This is a genomic window from Halobellus inordinatus, from assembly GCF_024464655.1.
Classification (GTDB): Archaea; Halobacteriota; Halobacteria; order Halobacteriales; family Haloferacaceae; genus Haloquadratum; species Haloquadratum inordinatus.
In genome coordinates this window covers 142,214-156,716 of the sequence record NZ_JANHAV010000006.1, presented here as the reverse complement: position 1 = coordinate 156,716, position 14,503 = coordinate 142,214, and the positions used below count along the sequence as shown (strand labels likewise).

15 protein-coding genes are annotated in these 14,503 nt (G+C 65.1%); 9 read left to right on the top strand and 6 right to left on the bottom strand.

Annotation, left to right across the window (positions count from 1 at the left end; translation table 11 throughout):
* Positions 1-208 precede the first annotated feature (208 nt).
* Both gyrB and gyrA read left to right on the top strand, forming a co-directional pair.
* Entirely contained in the window at positions 209-2,158 is a 1,950-nt protein-coding gene (gene gyrB, locus NO347_RS12290; protein WP_256289864.1) for a DNA topoisomerase (ATP-hydrolyzing) subunit B, read from the top strand.
* Positions 2,159-4,714 (top strand): DNA gyrase subunit A, encoded by a 2,556-nt coding sequence (gyrA, locus tag NO347_RS12285; RefSeq protein ID WP_256289863.1) that lies wholly within the window; start codon positions 2,159-2,161, stop codon positions 4,712-4,714.
* 74 nt (positions 4,715-4,788) lie between these two features.
* On the opposite strand, the gene rocF is transcribed toward gyrA, so the two are convergent.
* Together rocF and NO347_RS12275 are read right to left on the bottom strand one after the other, a co-directional pair.
* Positions 4,789-5,694 carry an arginase gene (gene rocF / locus NO347_RS12280; protein WP_256289862.1) on the bottom strand — a complete coding sequence of 302 codons (906 nt, stop codon included), beginning with the start codon at positions 5,692-5,694 and terminating at the stop codon, positions 4,789-4,791.
* Positions 5,695-5,752: 58 nt separating this feature from the next.
* On the bottom strand, positions 5,753-6,670 hold the full coding sequence (locus NO347_RS12275) for an NAD-dependent epimerase/dehydratase family protein (RefSeq protein WP_256289861.1): 918 nt from the start codon (positions 6,668-6,670) through the stop codon (positions 5,753-5,755).
* Between the two features lie 192 nt (positions 6,671-6,862).
* Between NO347_RS12275 and NO347_RS12270 the strand changes: the two genes are divergently transcribed.
* The gene (locus NO347_RS12270; protein WP_256289860.1) at positions 6,863-7,396 is read left to right on the top strand and encodes an Rrf2 family transcriptional regulator; all 534 of its coding nucleotides are present in this window, start codon (positions 6,863-6,865) and stop codon (positions 7,394-7,396) included.
* A 240-nt stretch (positions 7,397-7,636) separates the two neighbouring features.
* Here the strand turns inward: NO347_RS12270 and NO347_RS12265 are convergent, their stop codons facing one another.
* From NO347_RS12265 to cdd, 3 genes are all read right to left on the bottom strand, one after another.
* The gene (locus NO347_RS12265; protein ID WP_256289859.1) at positions 7,637-8,827 is read right to left on the bottom strand and encodes an NAD(P)/FAD-dependent oxidoreductase; all 1,191 of its coding nucleotides are present in this window, start codon (positions 8,825-8,827) and stop codon (positions 7,637-7,639) included.
* A gap of 72 nt (positions 8,828-8,899) precedes the next feature.
* A complete protein-coding gene (locus NO347_RS12260) occupies positions 8,900-9,718 on the bottom strand; it encodes a nucleoside phosphorylase (RefSeq protein WP_256289858.1) in 819 nt (272 codons plus the stop codon).
* 57 nt (positions 9,719-9,775) lie between these two features.
* The gene (cdd, locus tag NO347_RS12255; protein ID WP_256289857.1) at positions 9,776-10,240 is read right to left on the bottom strand and encodes a cytidine deaminase; all 465 of its coding nucleotides are present in this window, start codon (positions 10,238-10,240) and stop codon (positions 9,776-9,778) included.
* Between the two features lie 123 nt (positions 10,241-10,363).
* On the opposite strand from cdd, the gene NO347_RS12250 reads away from it, so the two are divergent.
* Together NO347_RS12250 and NO347_RS12245 are read left to right on the top strand one after the other, a co-directional pair.
* Positions 10,364-10,714 (top strand): DUF7520 family protein, encoded by a 351-nt coding sequence (locus NO347_RS12250; protein ID WP_256289856.1) that lies wholly within the window; start codon positions 10,364-10,366, stop codon positions 10,712-10,714.
* Between the two features lie 89 nt (positions 10,715-10,803).
* Entirely contained in the window at positions 10,804-11,085 is a 282-nt protein-coding gene (locus NO347_RS12245) for a DUF8142 family protein (RefSeq protein WP_256289855.1), read from the top strand.
* Positions 11,086-11,123: 38 nt separating this feature from the next.
* Here the strand turns inward: NO347_RS12245 and NO347_RS12240 are convergent, their stop codons facing one another.
* Positions 11,124-11,717 (bottom strand): GNAT family N-acetyltransferase, encoded by a 594-nt coding sequence (locus NO347_RS12240; RefSeq protein ID WP_256289854.1) that lies wholly within the window; start codon positions 11,715-11,717, stop codon positions 11,124-11,126.
* Positions 11,718-11,821: 104 nt separating this feature from the next.
* Between NO347_RS12240 and NO347_RS12235 the strand changes: the two genes are divergently transcribed.
* The 4 genes from NO347_RS12235 to NO347_RS12220 all read left to right on the top strand — a co-directional run bounded on the left by NO347_RS12235 (position 11,822) and on the right by NO347_RS12220 (position 14,482).
* On the top strand, positions 11,822-12,436 hold the full coding sequence (locus tag NO347_RS12235) for an ArsR/SmtB family transcription factor (protein ID WP_256289853.1): 615 nt from the start codon (positions 11,822-11,824) through the stop codon (positions 12,434-12,436).
* A 90-nt stretch (positions 12,437-12,526) separates the two neighbouring features.
* The gene (locus NO347_RS12230; RefSeq protein WP_256289852.1) at positions 12,527-13,033 is read left to right on the top strand and encodes a bifunctional nuclease family protein; all 507 of its coding nucleotides are present in this window, start codon (positions 12,527-12,529) and stop codon (positions 13,031-13,033) included.
* Positions 13,034-13,185: 152 nt separating this feature from the next.
* Entirely contained in the window at positions 13,186-13,644 is a 459-nt protein-coding gene (locus tag NO347_RS12225; protein ID WP_256289851.1) for a DUF7992 family protein, read from the top strand.
* A gap of 235 nt (positions 13,645-13,879) precedes the next feature.
* Positions 13,880-14,482, top strand: a complete 603-nt coding sequence (locus NO347_RS12220; RefSeq protein WP_256289850.1) for a hypothetical protein — start codon at positions 13,880-13,882, stop codon at positions 14,480-14,482.
* Positions 14,483-14,503: the final 21 nt, after the last annotated feature.

The following is a 14,503-nucleotide window of genomic DNA, read 5'->3' as shown; positions in this document are numbered from 1 at the left end:
ACTGTGTTGGCACCCACGGGGTGCCGATACTCTTCACACAGTTCTGTCCGACAGTATCAGCCCCAGTAGGACGCCCTTACTGGCCGCCGTGTTGCGCTCGATCGGGCGATCTGTGAAACTGCTCTCCCGAGGCGTGGTATCATACGTAGTTTCGCGCCCGCGCGTGCGAGGGTTTAAGAATGGAGGTAGCTTAACGAAGACACGTTCAATGTCACGCGATACTGAGTACGGGGCCGGGCAGATTCAGGTCCTCGAAGGCTTAGAAGCCGTCAGGAAGCGCCCGGCGATGTACATCGGGTCGACGGACTCGCGAGGGTTACATCACCTCGTCTACGAGGTCGTCGACAACGCGATCGACGAAGCGCTCGCGGGGTACTGCGACCACATCGAAGTCACGCTCCACGATGACGGCTCGGTGTCGGTCTCCGACAACGGCCGGGGCGTCCCGGTCGACACCCACGAGCAGTACGATCGCCCTGCCGTCGAAGTCATTATGACTGTCCTCCACGCCGGCGGGAAGTTCGACAACAAATCCTACCAGGTCTCCGGCGGGCTCCACGGCGTCGGCGTCTCCGTCGTCAACGCACTGTCGAGCCGCCTCGAAGTCGAGATCAAGCGCGACGGCGCGCTCTGGCGAGACAGTTTCGACCACGGCGAACCCGAGGCGGGCGCCTTCGAGCGCGTCCGCGACCTCGACGAGGACGAAGAGACGGGCACGACCGTTCGTTTCTGGCCCGACGAGGAGATCTTCGAGACGGTCGACTTCGAGTTTTCGACGCTCGAAAACCGACTTCGCGAACTCGCCTTCCTCAACTCCGGCGTCGAGATCCGACTCGTCGAAGAACCCGGCGCCGTCGGCGACGAAGACGACGAGACCGTCCCCGAGGGGCGCTCACGCGAGTTTTGCTACGAGGGCGGCATCCGCGAGTTCGTCCGCTATCTCGACGAGACGAAGACCGTCCTCCACGACGACGTCATCTACTACACCGACACCGAGGACGACATCGAGGTCGAAGTGGCGCTGCAGGCCACAGAGGAACTTCAGGGCTCGATTCACGCCTTCGCAAACAACATCAACACCCGCGAGGGCGGGACCCACCTCACTGGCTTCAAAACGGCGCTGACCCGCGTCGTCAACGACTACGCCAGCGAGCACGACTTGCTGGACGACCTCGACTCCCTGAAGGGCGAGGACGTCCGCGAGGGACTGACCGCAGTCATCTCCGTCAAACACCCCGATCCACAGTTCGAGGGACAGACGAAGACGAAACTCGGCAACAGCGAAGTGCGCGGGATCACCGAATCCGTCACCCACGAGAAACTGGGGACGTACTTCGAGGAGCATCCCGACACTGCCACAGCGATCGTCAGCAAGGCGGTCGAGGCCGCGAAGGCCCGCAAGGCCGCCAAGCAGGCCGAGGAACTCACCCGCCGGAAATCCGCGCTGGAGTCGACGTCGCTGCCGGGTAAACTCGCGGACTGTCAGAGCCGCGATCCCGCCGAGTCCGAGCTGTTCGTCGTCGAGGGTGACTCGGCGGGCGGTAGCGCAAAGCAGGGTCGCGACCGCCGCTTCCAGGCTATCCTCCCGATCAAAGGGAAGATCCTGAACGTCGAGAAACACCGGCTCGACCGCGTGCTGGAGAACGACGAAGTGCGAGCGCTCATCACCGCGATCGGCGCGGGTGTCGGTGAGGAGTTCGACATCGAGGACGTCCGCTACGAGCGGATCATCCTGATGACGGACGCCGACGTCGACGGCGCACACATCCGGACGCTGCTTCTGACGCTGTTGTATCGCCATATGCGGCCGCTCGTCGAAGCGGGCTACGTCTACGCGGCCAAGCCGCCGTTGTACCGCGTCCGCTACCGCGGGGAGACCTACGACGCGATGACGGAGGCCGAACGCGACCGCATCATCGAAGAGAAGTGCAACGGCAACCCCACGCAGGTCCAGCGGTTCAAGGGCCTCGGTGAGATGAACCCCGATCAGCTCTGGGATACGACGATGAACCCCGAGAACCGGGTTCTCAAGCAGATCACCGTAGAGGACGCCGCTGCGGCGGACAAGATGTTTTCCGTGCTGATGGGCGACGCCGTCGAACCGCGCAAGCAGTTCATCAAAGACAGAGCGACCGAAGCCGAATGGGTGGACATATAGATGAGTTCTGACGCACCAGAGGCCTTCGATCCCGGGGCGGGCATCGCCGCGGAGGTCGAGACCGCACGGATCGAACAGGAGATGGAACAGTCTTACATCGACTACGCGATGTCGGTCATCGCGGGGCGGGCACTCCCGGACGTCCGGGACGGCCTCAAACCCGTCCACCGGCGCATCCTCTATGCGATGCACGAGTCGGGCATCACCGCCCGCTCCTCGCACCGGAAGTCGTCCTCGATCGTCGGCGAGACGATGGGTGATTACCACCCGCACGGCGACTCGGCGATCTACGACACGCTCGCACGGATGGCGCAGGACTTCTCGATGCGCTACCCGCTCGTCGACGGTCAGGGGAACTTCGGCTCCGTCGACGGCGACCCGCCGGCGGCGATGCGGTACACGGAGGCGCGGATGGCTCCCATCGCCGAGGAACTCCTCGACGACATCGAGATGGACACCGTCGACTTCCAGTCGAACTACGACGACCGGCTGGAGGAACCCGAGGTCCTGCCCTCGGCGTTCCCGAACCTCCTGGTCAACGGCTCTTCGGGGATCGCAGTCGGGATGTCTACGAACATCCCACCGCACAACCTGGGTGAGGTGATCGACGCGACGACTCACCTCATCGAGAACCCCGACGCCACCGTCGAGGATCTAATGGAGTACGTCAAGGGGCCGGACTTCCCGACCGGCGCGAACATCGTCGGCCGCAACGCGATCCACAAGGCGTACAAGACGGGTCGCGGTCGGGTCCGCGTCCGTGCCGAGTTCGAGGTCCAAGACGACCGGATCGTCATCACCGAACTCCCGTATCAGGAGAACAAAGCGCGACTCGTCGAACGCATCGCCGACGACGTCAACGAAGGGAAGATCGAGGGCATCCGCGATCTGCGCGACGAGTCCGACCGCGACGGCATCCGCGTCGTCGTCGAGCTCAAGCGCGGTGCCAACGCCGAGATTGTCAAAAACCAACTGCTGGAACACCACCTCGAATCGACGTTCGGCGTCATCAACCTCGCGCTCGTCGACGGCCAACCAAAGGTCCTCACGCTGAAAGAGACCCTCGAAGAGTACGTCAAGCACCGACGCGACGTCGTCCGTCGCCGTTCGGCGTACGAACTCGACGAGCGGAAAGAGCGCGCCCACATTCTCGAAGGCCGACTGCAAGCTCTAGAGAACGTCGACGACGTCGTTTCCGTCATCCGAAACTCCGAGAGCCGTGACGACGCGAAAGCCGCACTGCGCGGCGAGCACGTCGTCGAGGCGGACGGGGAGCCGCTGCCGTCTTTCGACTTCTCGGAAGCGCAGGCCGATCACATCGTCGCGATGCAGCTCGGGTCGCTCACTGCGATGGAAGCCGACGAGATCGAATCCGAGTACGAGGAGGTCCAAGAACGGATCGAGCGCCTCGAAACGATCCTCGAGAACCCCGACGAACTCGACGCCGTCGTCACAGACGAACTGGCGAAGATCAAAGACGAATACGACGACGACCGGCGGACGTCGATCATCGAAGACACCGGCACGGTCACACACGAGGACCTCATCGCCGAGGAGGACGTCGTGGTCGTCGTCACCGAGGACGACTACATCAAGCGGATGCCGCTGGACAGCTTCCGCGCCCAGCACCGCGGCGGGAAGGGGATCATCGGCACCGAATTGAAGGAAGGCGACCGGGTCTCCTCGGTGTACGTCGCGAGCACTCACGATTATCTGCTGTACTTCACCAACCACGGACAGGTCTATCAGCTGAAGACCTATCAGGTTCCGGAGATGTCCCGCACCGCCCGCGGGAAGTCCGCCGTCAATCTGCTCGATCTCGACGACGGCGAGGAGATCACCGCCGTCGTCAACACCGCCGAGATCGAATCCGAGGAGGAGAAGTACCTCACGATGGCGACCCGGAACGGGTACGTCAAGCGGACGAGCGTCGAAAAGTTCCAGAACATCCGTTCGACGGGGATCATCGCGACGAAACTCGACGACGAGGACGCCCTCGCCGACGTCGAAGTCACCGACGGGAGTCGGGACCTGATCCTCGCGAGTCGCGACGGAATGGCGATCCGCTTCGCCGAGGACGAAGTCCGGTCGATGGGCCGCTCGGCCCGCGGCGTCCGCGGGATCGACCTGGAGGGCGGCGACGAGGTCGCCGCGCTGGCGGCCGTCGAACCTGACCGCCACGAGTGGGTCCTCACCGTCACCGAGAACGGCTACGGCAAGCGGACCGACGTCGGACAGTACCGCCGACAGTCTCGGAACGGGAAGGGCCTCATCGATATCAAGACGAACGACCGCAACGGGCGCGTCTGTGAGTTAGAGACGGTCGGCCCCGGCGACCACCTGTTCGTGATGAGCGGCGACGGGCAGATCCTCCGGACGCCCGTCGAAGACGTCTCCATCGTGGGTAGAAACACGATGGGCGTCATCGTGATGGATCTCGACGCCGGCGACGCCGTCGCGAGCGTCGACGTACACTTCGCAGCGGGTGCGGAGGACGAACTGGACGACGAAGCCGAGGCCGAAGCCGTCGCTGACGACGATACCGAAGCCGAATAGCGGCGTTCAGGGCGAGCGGTCATCTCGCCGACGGTTCACCGGAAATCCGGTGTGCGGTGACGTCGCACAGGGCGTCAGAGGATCTGTTTTCCGAGCGCGCTCGCCGCCAACTCGACCGCGAGCGACGCCGTTTCGTTGCGTTCGTCGAGGATCGGATTGATCTCGACGAGTTCGAGCGAGCGGAGGCAGTCGCGGTCGGCGACCGCTTCGAGCGCCGAGTGGGCTTCGCGGTACGTGACGCCGCCGCGAACGGGGGTCCCGACGCCCGGTGCTTCACGGGGATCGAGCCAGTCGAGATCGAGGCTCACGTGGAGACCGTCTGTTCCAGTGGTGGCTACGTCGAGCGCATCGTCGACGACGTTCGTGATCCCCCGTTCGTCGATGTCGGACATCGTGAAGGTGGTCACGTCGGTCTCTGCGATCGCTTTGCGTTCGCGCTCGTCGACGTCGCGAAGCCCGACGATCGCGACGTTTTTGGGGCGCAGTCCGCTCGCGTTGGCCCACGCCACGTCGGCGAACTCGCCGATGCCGAGGACGGCCGCCAGCGGCATCCCGTGGACGTTCCCCGACGGCGACGTCTCCGGGGTGTTGCAGTCGCCGTGGGCGTCGAACCACACGACACCGATCTCGGCGTCGCGCGCCGACCCGGTCACAGAGCCGATCGCGACCGAGTGGTCGCCGCCGAGTACGAGCGGTACCTCGCCGTCCGCGAGTGACCCCTCGACGCGATCTGCGAGACTCGTCACCACTTCGCGAGTTTCGCGGAGAAACTTCGCTCGTCCGGAGGGGAGCGTCTCGGCGTCCGGATCGCGTTCTTCGGCGTGCGGTGCGAGGACGTCGCCGTCGTCGACAGCCTCGACTCCCGTGCGTTCCAGTTCTTCGGCGAGTCCGGCGTACCTGATCGCCGAGGGCCCCATATCTACGCCCCGTCGGTTCGCGCCGTAGTCCGTCGGCGCGCCGATGATACGTACGGTCGTCATACGTCGACCGTAGGCGTCGCTGTCGCCTTACGCCTGGCGTTGCTATCCTGATCCTCGCTTACTCCAGATACGGTTCACAGACGCGGGCGACGCCTTCCTCGAAGGAGATTTCGGGCTCCCAGCCGGTCGCCTCGCGCATCTTCGTGCTGTCTGCCATCGTGTCGTGGACGTAGACGTCGAGTGGGTTCTCGACGTACTCGGGGTCGACGTCGGTGCCGAGTACGTCGTTTATCATCTCGATCATCGTGTTGAAGGTGTAGCTCTCGCCGGTGCCGAGGTTGTAGACGCCCTGGAGTTCGTGCTCGGCCGCGAGTTCGATCCCGCGGACGATGTCGCCGACGTGGGTGAAATCCCGCGTCTGGGAGCCGTCGCCGAACACTTTCGGTCGCTCGCCGTTCGCGATCTTCTCGGCGAACTGCGCGACCGTGTTGGCGTACTCGCCTTTGTGTTCCTCGGCGCCGCCGTAGCCCTGATAGACGGAGAAAAAGCGCAGGCCGGCCAGCGTCATCTCGTAGTGGTGGTGGAAGTACTCGCCGTACTTCTCGCGAGCGAGCTTCGAGGCCTCATAGCAGGTGCGCGCCTCGACCGGGAGGTCTTCGGGAGAGGGCTCGGTCCGCGAGCCGTAGATCGACGACGTCGAGGCGTAGACGACGGTCTCACAGCCGTCTTCGCGGGCCTGCTCGACGGCGTTGACGAAGCCCTCGACGTTCACGCGGGTCGCCTCGCGCTTGTGTTCTTCGGCCATCGTGTACGAGGAGTACGCCGCGAGGTGGAACAACACGTCCACGCCCTCGGTGGGCAGGTCGTCGTCGAGGACGCTCGCGTCGACGAACTCGACCCCGTCGTCGAGATTCTCGGGCGTCCCGAGGTGGAGATCGTCGACGGCGACGACGTCGTTCCGCTCGGCCAGGTGGTTCGCGAGATTCGAGCCGATGAATCCGGCACCCCCAGTCACGAGGATCCGTTGATCTTCCATACCGATCACACGAACGAGGATTCACAAAGCCGTACCGGATCGGTCAGTGGGAGACCCACTGCTGATAGGGTGGCTCCGAGCGAGCAGAAAAACGTGACGAACGCGCCTGAATCGGAAGAAAATCGGGAGACTGTTTCACACTGTATCCATCCATCCACCGGATTTAAGACCGTATGCGGCGAACGATTGGATATGTCATCGATTGAGCTGACGTCCAGTCAGAAAACTATCCTGACCGCACTCATCAACCTTCACCGCGAGAGCGAAGACGCGGTAAAGGGCGAGGACATCGCCGCTGAAGTCGACCGCAACCCCGGGACGATCCGAAACCAGATGCAGAGCCTCAAAGCCCTCCAGCTCGTCGAAGGCGTACCTGGCCCGAAAGGCGGCTACAAGCCGACGGCGAACGCCTACGAGGCGCTCGACGTGAACCAGATGGACGAGCCGGCGTTCGTCCCGCTGTTCCACGACGGCGAGGAAGTCGAGAACGTCAACGTCGACGAGATCGACCTCTCGTCGGTCCACCACCCGGAACTGTGCCGCGCGGAGATCCACATTCAGGGTTCGGTCCGTGACTTCCACGAAGGCGACGACGTGACCGTCGGTCCGACACCGCTCTCGAAACTCGTGATCGAGGGCGTCGTCGACGGCAAGGACGACACGGGCAACATCCTCATCCTCCGCATCAAGGATATGCGCGCGCCCGTCGGCGAAGCGTCGCACTGAGAGTAGTACGTCACGGCTGCGGCTCCGTCGGCTCTCTCCAATTCTGAGCAACCCTCTCGGTTCCTCGTTCTTCGCTGTGTTCCACCGAACAGCGCCGCTGCTCGGATCCAATGGCGTCGAACGACGGTCCAGGGAGAGGCGGGGACGTTGCGGCTGAGAGCGGAGACGTGTTGGGGGAGAGAATAGAGGGAGATCGCGGTCGAGACCGCGTACGCGTAGTGTGTCGTTATGGCGTTGCGGTTACATACTGTCCCACGCGTCGATCGCGTGGCGCGGCGAGGCGACGTCGGCGATCCAGCGTGCGGCGATCGCCTTCTTGAGGTTTCGCGCGGCCGGTCCGCCGAAGACGCTCACCGGGAAACTCCCGAGAACGGGAAGTTTGACGTCGTGAGCGACGGCGTCGTCGCCGACGGAGACGACCGTCCCCTTGTCGTCGTGACGCCACGTCTTGAGCGGCTTGCCGGCGACGGCGCGAGCGACGTTCTCGCCGGCGACGTCGGCGGCCTGCCAGGCGGCCTGTGCCGTCGGCGGCGCGACGGAGTCGGGACCCTGCTCGACGAGTGCGGTGTCGCCGAGCGCGAAGACGCGCTCGTCCGAGGTCTGGAAGTCGGCGTCGGCGAAGACGCGGTGGGAGCGCTCGTCCTGGTCGAGGTCGACGCCGTGGACTTCCTCGTGGCCGGTGATGCCGCCGGTCCAGATCAGCGTGTCGTAGGCGAGTTCTTCGGGCTCTTCGTCCTCGCCGCCGCCGAGGTAGGCGAACTCGTCGTCGACCTTCGAGATGAAGTCGCCGGTGAGGATCTCGATGCCGAGATCCTCCAGTCGCTTGCGGAGCGCACCCTGGAGCTCCGGGTCGTTGCCCGGGAAGACCTCGTCGAGGCCCTCGACGAGCGTGACGTCGATCGGGGCGCGGTGTTCGTCGCGGTACTCGGCGATCTCGCCGGCCGTCTGGATGCCCGAGAGGCCGGCCCCGCCGACGATGATCTCCGCGGGGTCGTCGCGGGAGGCTTCCTCTGCGGCCTGCTTTACGTCCGCGTGGATCGACCGGGCGTCGTCGAGGCTCTTCAGTTCGTGGGCGTGCTCTTTGAGCCCCTCGATGCCGAAGAAGGCGGTGCTCGATCCGATCGCGAGCAGGAGGTAGTCGTATTCGATCTCTTCGTCTTCGAGTTCGACGACGCGCTCGTCGACGTCGACGTCGGTGACGTGGCCCTTGACGAACTCCGTCGAGGGCGATTTGATGTCGTCGATCGGGATCGCGATCTTCGATTCGACGCTTGGATCGCGGATACAGCGGTGGACCTCGTGCAGGACGAGGTGGTAATCGTGCTCCGAGATCCACGTGAGGTCCGTCCCCGGATCGAGCTCTTCTTCGAGACGCGCGACGGCACCAGCACCCGCGTAGCCGGAACCGACGACGACGACCTGCGTACTCATAGACGTTTCTGCGGCGGCATCGGATAAAGGAACTGCGGAATGCGGCTCGTATTCACGTGTGTGGGAGCACCGTCACTCGATGGAGAGCCCCGGATGCCAGTGGTCGACGCCGGCCTCGCGCTTCGCCTCGTCCATCTTCGCGAGCAGGTGTACGGCCAGGCTCGCGGTTTCCGCCGCGCGGGATTCGCCTTCCGCTCGGAACTCGCCCGTGACGCGGTTCGCGTAGACGGAGCAGACAGCCCCCGCACGGAGCCCGTAGACGTTCGCGACGGTGAGAAGCGCAGCGGCCTCCATCTCGATGTTCTTCACGTTCGCCTCCTGGAGTTCCTTCACCAACGTCTCCGAGCCGGCCGCGCGGAACCCCTCGAAGCCGGGGCGACCCTGTCCCGCATAGAAGGAATCGGCGCTCATCGTCAGCCCGATATGGTAGTCGTGGCCCAACCGCTCGGCGGCGGCGACGAGCGCGGCGACGACTTCGTGGTCCGCGACGGCCGGGTAGTCCTCGCGGACGTACTCCTTCGAGGTGCCTTCCTGACGGACGGCACCGGAGGTGATGACGAGGTCGCCGACCGCCATCTCGGGCTGAATCGCCCCGCAGGACCCGACACGAATGAAGGTGTCTGCCCCGACGCGAGCGAGCTCTTCGATGGCAATCGCGGCGGAGGGACTGCCGATGCCCGTCGACGTGACTGAGATCGGCGTCTCCTCGTAGGTCCCGGTGGCCGTGCGGTACTCGCGGTGACTGGCTCGCTCCTCGTAGTCGTCCCACAGCGCGGTGATCTTGTCGACGCGCTCGGGGTTGCCCGGGAGGAGGACGCTGTCTGCGACGTCGTCGGGGCCGACGGCGACGTGATACTGGACCTCGTCGTTCGGGTCTTCGCTGTCGCTCATAGGTACTCTCCCGGGCGCATCGAAAATATACTGTCGGCTGGGTTCGGGAAGAGCCCGCTACTGATCGGTGTCGCCGCTGCTGTCGTCGGCGTCGTCGGGCCGACTCTCTCCCTCCCGCTGCTCCGCGGCCGCAGAGAGCGTCTCCAGCGAGATCGTGTTCGGCAGGAGTTCCCCGAGCGTGTACGTCGACGTGTCGTCGCCGCCCTCGTCGCAGACGACTTCGAGGTCCGCGTCGGCGAACTCCGCGAGCGTCTGGCGACACATCCCACACGGCGTCACGCCGTCGCGGGCACCGGAGGAGACCGCGATCCGGTCGAACTCTCGGTGGCCGTCTCGGACCGCCGACGCGATCGCGACTTCCTCGGCGTGGAGGCTGTTCGAGTAGTTCGCGTTCTCGATGTTGCAGCCGACGTACACGGTGCCGTCGGCCGTTCTGAGCGCCGCGCCGACCCGATACTCCGAGTACGGGACGTAGGCGTCTGCGAGCGCGTCGCGAGCGCGTTCGACGAGGTCGTCTGTCATCGCCCGGCGGTTCGTCCGGGGGGCGTTTGTACGTTGTCGTCCGCGGGAGAACGTCCGCGAGGGCCGTCAGCGGTCGACACGTCAAAGGGCAAGTGAAAAGCCACTCCCGGCCGTAGCGAGCGTGTGCACTCGGATACAGACACTGACGCCGAGGGAGGCGGCGACGCGCCCGACTCGGACGTCGAGACAGCGGACGCCGGGACGCCCGGACTCGGCCGACGAATTATGCTGGTGCTGGGCGCGACGATCGTCGCGATTTCGGGCGGCGTCGGTCTGCTCGTCGGCGGTAACGGCGCGGAGTCGGCCTCCGAGGCGGCCGTTCTGGGCACCTCGGTGACGATTCCGCTGACGCCCGGCGCGGTCGCACTCTACGGGATCGTAGTCTCGACGCTCGTCCTCGCAGTCCTGTTCGGCCTGGTCGAACTCGCTTCCCGTGCGGAGGCCGACGCCGGGGATCCAGACGCTCAGCGCTAAGCGCCGTATCGAGGACCATCTCTGTCTGGCGGCCTCTACGTGCGAGAGACAGCGCGGCGCTTTTGTCGCTGCAGTCCCGACAGCGCAGTATGGCTTCAACCACGTCGGCCGACGACCGCGCGGACGCCGCGGCGACCGACGAGGAGTTCGATCCGAACGCGCCGCTCCAATCGGAGACCGGGAACAGAAACCGCAAGCGGGCAGCGCTCGCCGTCGCGCCGTTTCTCGCGATCGGACTCGGCAACGTCGTCTTGCTCCTCGGCTGGGGGATCGAGCCGCTGTGGGCGTTCGCGCTCCTCCCGCCGATCCTCTTCTGTACGGTCCTGGCGTACCTCGTTTTCAGTACCGACTTCCTCGACGGTCGGACCTAAAACGAGGCCGATCACTCGCCGCGTCAGCGAGACTAACTTCAGCTGCCGGTATCGTACTTGTAGGTCGCTTCCTCGGGGTCGATCCCGAAGTCCTCGGCTGTCTCCTCGACGGGGACTTCACCGTCTTCGGGTTCGTCTGCCGGAGCGGCGTTCTTGAACCGCTCGCGGTACTCCTCGGGGACCGTGAAATCATCCGCGTGCACGCGCATCGCGATGACCTCGTCGCCGCGCTCTGCTCTGACCGTTTCGAGCCGGGACGCGACGGGCTCGGGAAGGTCGCCGGATTCTAGCGGCTCGAAGCCGAACGGCGTGAAGTACGACGGCTGGCGTGTGAACGTGTAAACCGCCTCGTAGCCCTCGTCGCCCGCCTCGGCGACGAGTCGCTCGATGACGTGCGCGGCGACGCCCTGCTGTCGCCACGGCGGGAGCGTGTAGACGAACGCGAGTTCACAGAAGTTGCCGGCCTCCGTCTTGTGGACGCGAATGCGTCCGAAGCCGGCCTTCCGAGAGGACTCCTCGTCGAGCGCGATCACGTAGTCCCGGGAGCGAAACGCGGGATCGTCGATTTCGGCCTCCTCGATCCTGTCGAGTAGCCAGACCTCGTCGCGATTTTTGGCGTCCCGGACGTACATACTCGGTGATACGACACCGGGATGCAAGTGTATTGCGGAGCCGTCTGTCGAACCACGGCGCACAGGCAACACCTTTGTATCGGTCTGCGTTCTACGAGCGCACGATGGCTCGTCTCTTGCCCTCCCAGTCCGAGCCCGACGTCGACGCCTCGCCGCGCGTCGTCGGACTCGACGACGACGATGCCGACGACCTGCTGTCGGCGCTCTCCTCGGGGACCGCACGGCAGATTCTCTCGGCGCTTCACGAGGAGCCGACCAACCCCGCCGCCCTCGCGGATGCGGTCGATACGTCCCTGCAGAACGTCCAGTATCACATCCAGCGGCTCGAAGACGCTGGCGCCGTAGAAGTCGTCGACACGGCGTACTCCGAGAAAGGCCGCGAGATGAACGTATACGCGCCCGCAGACCGCCCGCTCGTGGTCGTCGCTGCCGACGGCGAGGAAACCGCCGGCCTCTCGGCGGCGCTCAAGCGACTGCTCGGCGGCGTCGCAGTCGTCGGGCTCGTGAGCATCCTCGCGCAGGTCGCAATCGAAGGCCTCCCGTTCGGCGCGCAAACCGGCGGGGCCGACGGCGGCGTGTCCGTCCAGACGACTGAATCGACCCGGATCGCGACCGAGGCGGCCGCCAGTTCGGGGCTCCCGCCAGGACTACTCGTGTTTCTCGGCGGTCTCACAGTCCTCCTCGCGTGGTTCGCGGTCTGGTTCGTCCGCCAGCGATAGCGGCGCGACGGCGCGGCTCGCGCTGTCGGTCCCCGCCCCGGAAGAATCTTCTCCCGTAAGTATTCGTACCCTGGCCCACAAGAGGCAGGTATGAACCACCCGGGCGAGGTCGAGGGCATCGCCGTCGGCGTCGACGCGGACGGCGACAACATCCCCGCGGTCGTGGTCGCGGCGCGGTCCGAGCTGTTGCCGATCGTCGTCACGGCCGATCAGGCCCGGGCGATCCAACTTGCGATCGCCGGCGAGTCCTTCGAGCGACCGCTCACACACGACCTTCTGGTGGAGATGCTCACCGAGTTCGGCGGCGCGATCGACAAGGTCCGCATCGACGACATCGCCGACAGCACCTTCTACGCGAAGATCGACGCCGAGCGGTACGACAACGGCGAGCCCCAGCGGTTCGTCTTCGATGCGCGTCCCAGCGACGCGGTCGCGCTCGCGGTCCGCGTCGACTGTCCGATCGAAGTGTCCGACGCCGTCCTCGACGAAGCCGGACAGCCACCGGATCGGTTCGACTTCGGCGAGAGACGCGACGAGGACGTCCCCGACGAGCCCGACGATTTCGACGATCTTGACGACTTCGGCGACGATCGCTGACACGGTCAGACAACTGTGTAGATCGATTCCTCACTCGGTGTAGCAACATACGTCACAGATTCGTATCCGACAGTGTGGGTGCTACCCGGGCCGTCTACTGGGCATCGGCCTGTCCGCGTACCCTTATCCCGACAGAACTCGAAGGCCCCGCTATGACCCTCTCCGTCGAGACTCCTCCGGTGCCCGAACTCGAAGACGCCGTCGACCCGAACGAGTACGAGGACGCGGACGTCGTCGGCGACACCGACTACCGCCGCGCGGACCTCGAAGAACTTCTCCGCGACGGCGCATGGGCGGATGCCTTCGAGCAGTGGTCTGCCGAGACCGACGTGACCGCCGACGAGTGGGCGATCGTCCTCGACCTCGAGATGCTCTCGCACTTCGACTTCTTCTGGGACGACTTCGCAGACCGCGTGGGGTATCACGCCCCCGGGCTCCCCGAGGACTGGAAAGAACGCGAACTACACCCCGAGATCACCTCCTGGAAGACGGTCTCAAGCATCAATGCCGGCCTGACCGAACTCGGACAGACCGTCTGTGAGGTGCTGAAAGACGACTACATCACCTGGGAGTCGGAGTACGAAGCGCCCGACGATCTGCCTGATTTCTAAAATCCACCTTTTTCCACGGTGGGTTTCCTCGCGGCGCGTCGCGCCGCTGCGGGAACCCACCACGCAAAAACCTGGAGGGAAAAAGGCCGCTCGGCTCGCGTTGCTCGCCTCGCGGTGGAAGTCGGTGTGACGACCGCAGAGCGACGCGAGCAGTAGTCCGTCGCTCATCGGATTGGCCCAATTCGGTCACGCTCGGACCCACGGTAATATGTTGATGGCCTCGGGAGGTCCGTCCGTGAACCGCAGAGCCCTCCTCTCGGCGACCGCGTCGGCCGCCGCCCTGTCGATGACCGCTCTCTCGGGATGCACTGGAGCGGTGCGCCGAGAAATAAGTGACCGCGTCGTAATGGACATCGCCACGATGGTCTTTCACCCCGCGTCGGAACCGTGGGTCACCGACGGCCTCTCGGCGTCCGCAGACGCGACCCGCCACGCCGCGCTCTTCACCGGGAAGCCATCGGACGTGTCAGAAATCCTTACAGATCAGTATCCGACGAACGAACGCACGTTCGACAACAAACTGCGAAACACCGACTACTCCTCGAACTTCATCCTGCTCTATGAGGTGCGGATGTCGCGGGCGGAGGCCTACCAAGTCGCCCCGACCATCAAGTACGGCGGCCTCGGCTGGACCGGCTGGCGGACGGTGACAGCGCCGATGGCGCGAGCGTCACGGGACCCCTCAGAACTCGATCTGTCGCCGGAAACCGAGGACGTGATCGCGACGACAGTCGTCCGGTACAGCGCCGAGGCGACGCCCCGGCGGGTCCGCCTCCCCGTCTACGACGAGGAGACCGGCGCGCTACGTTCCGAGATGACGGTCCGAGCCGAGTCGTAACGGTCGGTCGCCGCCCGCTCG